The following is a 6,438-nucleotide window of genomic DNA, read 5'->3' as shown; positions in this document are numbered from 1 at the left end:
ATGGGCGCCCCCCCCCCCCCGGTGCCGGCGCCCCCGCGCAGCAATCCGCACCAGTTCGGGCGCGTCGACGACGACGGCACGGTCTGGCTGATCACCGCCGGCGGAGAGCGCATCGTCGGCTCGTGGCAGGCCGGTGACCGGGAAGCCGCTTTCGCCCACTTCGGCCGCCGCTTCGACGACCTCAGCACCGAGGTCACGCTGATGGAGGAACGGCTCGCGGCGGGAACCGGTGACGCCCGCAAGATCAAAGCCCACGCCTCCGAACTGGCCGAATCGTTGCCGACCGCGGCCGTGCTGGGCGACCTCGACGCGCTGGCCGGCCGGCTGAGCAGCCTCGTCGAGCAGGCCGAGGCCGCCGTCGCCGAGGAGCGTTCGCGCCGCGACGAGCTTCGCGCCACCCAGACCGCGCGCAAGGAGGCGCTGGCCGCCGAGGCCGAGGAGCTGGCCGCCAACTCGACGCAGTGGAAGGCCGCCGGCGACCGGCTGCGGGCCATCCTCGAAGAGTGGAAGACCATCAGCGGCCTGGACCGCAAGGTCGATGACGCGCTGTGGAAGCGCTATTCGGCGGCCCGAGAGGCCTTCAACCGCCGCCGCGGCTCCCATTTCGCCGAGCTGGACCGGGAACGCATGGGCGTGCGCCAGGCCAAGGAGCGGCTCTGCGAACGCGCCGAGGAGTTGTCCGATTCGACGGACTGGACCGCCACCAGCGCCGAGTTCCGCAAGCTGCTCACGGAGTGGAAGGCGGCCGGGCGCGCGGCCCGGGACGTCGACGACGCCCTGTGGCGGCGATTCAAGGCGGCCCAGGACGTGTTCTTCACGGCACGCAACGCGGCGACGGCGGAGAAGGACGCCGAGTTGCGGGCCAACGCCACCGCCAAGGAGGCGCTGCTGGCCGAGGCGGAAAAGATCGACACCAGCAACCACGACGCGGCCCGGGCGGGGCACCGGGCGCGAAACCGGTTGGGGCACCGGCCCAGCCGGGTCTCCGCCGCGGGGTTCGTCTGTCGTCATGCGCTCGTCACCTACCCTTCGCGCGGTCGAGATTCCGCGCACCTGCCGCGCGTAGCGGCACCGTCTGCTGCACCCGTCGGTCGGCCGGCTCGGCCCTCCCAACAGCTGCTCAACAGTATTCAAGCAGCTTGGCGGCCCACGCGCCGCCACCCTGACGATCCCGCGCAAGATGCCTCGGCGCGGACGCATCGGGTGTCTGTGATCCGTATCCGGCCCGGACGACGAAACGGGCGGCCGCCCCCGGGCTGAACCGAAGGTTGCCCACAGCCGTTGCATAGGTTGATCGCGTATCAACTGAAGGATGATTTTGTCGGCGAGCAGCAGCGTGGGCAACGTCATACAGTTGTTGCTGAACTGATCGCAAATTTTGCGTGTATTTGCCGGGGCCCCAGGGAAAGCTGGTCGGGGCAATCATGAGGTGAGGGGTCCGCTCATGTCGAAAGTTGACGTCGCTGCGTTGATCGCGTTGTGCGCGGCGTTGGCATCCGCGATCGGCGACGTGATCCGTCAGCGCTCGGCACAGGAGATCACCGACAAGGAGGTCGGCCACCTCGAGCTGTTCCGGATGTCGCTGCGGGACACCCGTTGGTGGCTGGGAGGCCTGGCGGCCATCGTCAACTACAGCCTGCAGGCCGGGGCCCTCGCCTGGGGCTCGGTGGTGCTGGTGACCGCGCTGCAGGTCACCGCCCTGCTGTTCGCCCTGCCGATCTACGCGCGCCTGACCAAGCGCCCGGTAACCCGCTTTGAGTGGGTGTGGGCGATCGTGTTGGCCGGCGCGTTGGCGGTGGTCATCATCGTCGGCGACCCGGCCTCCGGGAACCAGCGCGCCTCGGTCGAGACGTGGGCCATCGTGGCCGCGGTGATGGTGCCGCTGCTGGTGGCGTGCGTGGTCGCCGCGCGGATCTGGAAGGGCAGGCCGATCGCGGCCGCGCTGCTCGCGGTGGTGGCGGGCTCGGCGCTGGCGTTGTTCGCGGTGCTCACCAAGGGCATCGTCGAGCTGGGCGAGGACGGCGCACTGGCCGTCGTGACCTCGCCCGAGTTCGTGCCGTGGCTGCTGCTGGCGCTGACCGGGATGATCTTCCAGCAGTCGGCGTTCCGCGCCGGCGCGCTGACGGCGTCCATGCCGACGATGACGGTGGCCAAGCCCGTCGTCGCCGGTTTGCTCGGCATCTTTGTGCTCGACGAAACCCTGAACGCCGACGGGCCGAAGGCCGTACTTCTGGTCGCCGCGATCGCGATGGTGATCGTCGCCACCGTCATGCTGGCCCGCGGCGAGGCCGCCACCATGGTCGCCGAGGTCGGGCGAGACGACGGGAGCCTGGCCGACCCTTTTAACGATCCGGTCTTGGCGGCGCCGGCCGAGGCCTGACCGCCTCGCGACGGCGAAACGTTAGTTTGGTGGCGTGCTCAGCGGCATCGCGATCGTTCCGTCGACCCCGCTGCTCGTGCCCGAGCTCGCCGGAGCGGCCGCCGCGGAGGTGACCGACCTGGCGGCCGCGGTGCTGGCGGCGGCCGCCTTCCTGCCCGCGCGCTGGGCCGTCGTCGGGACCGGCGAGCGTGACCAACTGTGGGGTCCCGACACGGCCGGGACGTTCGCGGGCTTCGGCGCGGACGTCGGGGTTCGGCTTTCCCCGCGGGCCCACCCCGAACCGCCCGCCGAGTTGCCCGTGTGCGCGTTGCTGGCCGGCTGGGTCCGGGGCCGGGTCCGGCCCGACGCGACCGCGGAGGCGCGGATCTACCCGGCCGGTCTTGACGCGGGCACCGCGCTGGCCCGCGGCCGCGACCTGCGCGCCGAGATCGACCGGGCGCCGGAACCCATCGGGGTGCTGGTGGTGGCCGACGGCGCGAACACCCTGACACCGGCCGCCCCCGGCGGCTACGACCCGGCCAACGCCGACGCGCAGCTGGTCCTGGACGACGCGCTGGCAACCGGCGACATCGCCGCCCTGACGCGGCTGCCGCAACAGATCCTCGGGCGCGTGGCCTTTCAGGTGCTCGCGGGCCTGGCCGAGCCCGGGCCGCGGTCGGCCAAGGAGCTGTACCGCGGTGCGCCCTACGGCGTCGGTTACTTCGCGGGCGCCTGGCAGCCCTGAGGTGGCCGTGCGACCACTGGCGATCATCGGCCCCACCGGCACCGGCAAGTCGCAGCTGGCGCTCGACGTGGCCGAACGGCTCGACCCCGGCGCCGAAATCGTGAACGCCGACGCGATGCAGCTGTATCGCGGGATGGACATCGGCACCGCGAAGTTGCCCGCCGACCAGCGCCGCGGCATCCCGCACCACCAGCTCGACGTCCTCGACGTCACCGAGACCGCGACCGTCGCCCGCTACCAGAGCGCCGCCGCCGCGGACATCGAGGCGATCGCGGCCCGCGGCGCGGTGCCCATCATCGTGGGCGGGTCCATGCTCTACGTGCAATCCCTGCTCGACGGGTGGTCGTTCCCGGCCACCGATCCCGCCGTGCGGGCGCGCTGGGAACAGCGGCTGGCCGAGGTGGGGGTGGGCGGATTGCACGCCGAGCTGGCGCGCCGCGACCCGGCCGCGGCCGCGGCCATCCTGCCCACCGACGCGCGGCGGACCGTGCGCGCGCTCGAGGTGATCGAGCTGACCGGCCGGCCGTTCGCCGCGTCCGCACCCCGCATCGGTTCCCCGAGATGGGGCACCGCGATTGTCGGCCTCGATTGCGAGACAACGGTCCTCGATGAGCGGCTGGCCCGGCGCACCGACGACATGTTCGACCGGGGCCTGGTCGGCGAGGTGGTCGCGCTGCTGGACGCGGGTCTGCGGGACGGGGTGACGGCGTCGCGGGCCCTGGGCTACGCGCAGGTGATCGCGGCGCTCGACGCCGGCGGCGGCGCCGACCGACTGCGCGACGCGCGGGAACTGACCTATGTGGGCACCCGGCGCTACGTGCGGCGGCAGCGGTCGTGGTTCCGCCGCGACCACCGGGTGAACTGGCTGGACGCGGCGGACCCGGCCACGCTCGTCGACGGGGCCCTGCGGGCCTGGGGCCACGTATCCTGAGCACGTGAGATTCGCGAAGGGCCACGGTACGGAGAACGACTTCGTGCTGCTCCCGGACGCGCAGGCCACGCTCGATCTCACCCCCGCCCGGGTCACCGCCCTGTGCGACCGGCGGCGCGGATTGGGCGCCGACGGCGTGCTTCGGGTCACCACCGCGGGCGCCGCCCTGTCGGCCGGCGTGCTCGACCGGCTGCCCGACGGCGTGGCCCCGGCCGACTGGTACATGGACTACCGCAACGCCGACGGTTCCATCGCCCAGATGTGCGGCAACGGCGTCCGGGTGTTCGCCCATTACCTGCGCGCCAGCGGCATGGAGGCCCGCGACGAGTTCGTCGTCGGATCGCCGGCCGGCGCCCGACCGATCACGGTGCACGGTGCCGACGCGACCCACGCCGACATCACCGTCGACATGGGCAAGGCCAACACGCTCGGCGGCGGAAGCGCCGTGGTGGGCGGCCGCCGGTTCTCCGGCCTGGCCGTCGACGTCGGCAATCCCCACCTGGCGTGCGTGGACCCCGGCCTGACCGCCGAGGGGCTGGCCCGCCTCGACGTGGCGGCCCCGGTGGACTTCGACCACGCCCAGTTCCCGGAGGGGGTCAACGTCGAAGTTCTCACCGCGCCGACGGATGGCGCGGTGCGGATGCGGGTACACGAGCGGGGCGTGGGCGAGACCCGCTCCTGCGGCACCGGCACGGTCGCGGCCACCGTGGCCGCGCTGGCGGCCGGCGGGGCGGCCACCGGCACGCTGACGGTGCGGGTGCCCGGCGGCGAGGTCGTCGTCACCGTCACCGACGCCACCAGCTACCTGCGGGGGCCGTCGGTGTTGGTCGCGCACGGGGAGGTCAGCGGGGAATGGTGGGACGCGCAGGAGCGTTAATTCGAGTGCGCGGCGCCGATTCGCCGTGCATCATCTTGTATTGCCTATGACACATCCTGAATCGCTCAATTTCGCTCCCGCAGTTGAGGAGCCAAGCACCGGCGAGCTCGCCCTGGAAGAACGGTCGGCGCTGCGCCGCGTCGCCGGCCTGTCCACGGAACTCACCGACGTCTCCGAGGTCGAGTACCGCCAGCTTCGGCTGGAACGCGTCGTCCTGGTCGGCGTGTGGACCGACGGCACCGCCGCCGACAGCGAGGCCAGCATGGCCGAGTTGGCCGCCCTCGCGGAGACGGCCGGCTCCCAGGTGCTCGAAGGTCTCATCCAGCGCCGCGACAAGCCCGACCCGTCGACCTACATCGGGTCGGGCAAGGCCCAGGAGTTGCGCGAGGTCGTGCTGGCGACCGGCGCCGACACCGTGATCTGTGACGGTGAGCTGTCCCCGGCGCAGCTGACCGCACTGGAAAAGGCGGTGAAGGTCAAGGTCATCGACCGCACCGCGCTGATCCTGGACATCTTCGCCCAGCACGCCACCAGCCGGGAAGGCAAGGCCCAGGTGTCGCTGGCGCAGATGGAGTACATGCTGCCGCGGCTGCGCGGCTGGGGTGAGTCGATGTCCCGGCAGGCCGGTGGCCGCGCCGGTGGCAGCGGGGGCGGCGTGGGCCTGCGCGGTCCCGGTGAAACCAAGATCGAGACCGACCGCCGCCGCATTCGCGAACGCATGGCGAAGCTGCGCCGCGAAATCAAGGACATGAAGCAGGTTCGCGACACCCAGCGCAGCCGCCGCCTGCGCAGCGAGGTGCCGTCGATCGCCATCGTCGGCTATACCAACGCCGGCAAGTCGAGCCTGCTCAACGCGCTGACCGGCGCGGGTGTGCTGGTGCAGGACGCGCTGTTCGCCACGCTGGAGCCCACCACGCGACGCGCCGAATTCGACGACGGTCGCCCGCTGGTGCTCACCGACACCGTCGGGTTCGTCCGCCACCTGCCCACGCAACTGGTCGAGGCGTTCCGCTCCACGCTGGAGGAGGTCGTCGACGCCGACCTGCTGGTGCACGTGGTGGACGGCTCCGACGCCAACCCGCTGGCCCAGATCAACGCGGTTCGAGAGGTGATCTCCGACGTCATCGCCGACCATCACGGCGACCCGCCGCCCGAGTTGTTGGTGGTGAACAAGGTCGACGCCGCGAGCGGCCTCACGCTTGCCGAGCTTCGGCACGCGCTGCCCGGCGCCGTCTTCGTCTCGGCCAGGACGGGTGAGGGCATCGACGCGCTGCGGCGCCGGATGGGCGAGCTGGCCGTCCCCGCCGACACGGCCGTGGACGTGGTGATCCCGTATCACCGCGGTGACCTGGTGGCCCGGCTGCACGCCGACGGGCGGGTGCAGGAAGAGGAGCACAGCCCCGACGGCACCCGGATCAAGGCCCGGGTTCCGGTGGCGCTGGCCGGCCGCCTGCAGGAGTTCTCGGCCGACTGACCTACCGGGGTGACCCGGACCCCGGCCGCTGCCGACCAACCGTCTGGTTGGT

The 6,438-nt window shown here is 72.1% G+C and carries 5 protein-coding genes and 1 pseudogene; all 6 read left to right on the top strand.

The annotated features are described in order from the left end of the window. Positions 1 to 951, top strand: a pseudogene (locus A5702_RS06425) (DUF349 domain-containing protein); the annotation flags it as partial. 493 nt (positions 952 to 1,444) lie between these two features. Next, entirely contained in the window at positions 1,445 to 2,380 is a 936-nt protein-coding gene (locus A5702_RS06420) for a DMT family transporter (RefSeq protein WP_068219180.1), read from the top strand. Between the two features lie 34 nt (positions 2,381 to 2,414). Continuing rightward, entirely contained in the window at positions 2,415 to 3,104 is a 690-nt protein-coding gene (locus tag A5702_RS06415; protein ID WP_068219177.1) for a hypothetical protein, read from the top strand. Between the two features lie 7 nt (positions 3,105 to 3,111). Further along, positions 3,112 to 4,035, top strand: coding sequence for a tRNA (adenosine(37)-N6)-dimethylallyltransferase MiaA (miaA, locus tag A5702_RS06410; RefSeq protein ID WP_068219189.1), 924 nt, complete (start codon positions 3,112 to 3,114; stop codon positions 4,033 to 4,035). Between the two features lie 4 nt (positions 4,036 to 4,039). Then, positions 4,040 to 4,912: a diaminopimelate epimerase gene (gene dapF, locus A5702_RS06405; RefSeq protein WP_068219174.1), complete on the top strand. Its 873-nt coding sequence runs from the start codon at positions 4,040 to 4,042 to the stop codon at positions 4,910 to 4,912. 46 nt (positions 4,913 to 4,958) lie between these two features. Next, positions 4,959 to 6,386, top strand: a complete 1,428-nt coding sequence (gene hflX / locus A5702_RS06400) for a GTPase HflX (protein WP_068219171.1) — start codon at positions 4,959 to 4,961, stop codon at positions 6,384 to 6,386. Positions 6,387 to 6,438 lie beyond the last annotated feature (52 nt).

Origin of the sequence: Mycobacterium sp. E3339 (assembly GCF_001666915.1) — a bacterium.
Taxonomy (GTDB): Bacteria; Actinomycetota; Actinomycetes; order Mycobacteriales; family Mycobacteriaceae; genus Mycobacterium.
Note: the sequence above shows the minus strand (reverse complement) of the source record. Positions and strands in the feature narration are given on the sequence as shown.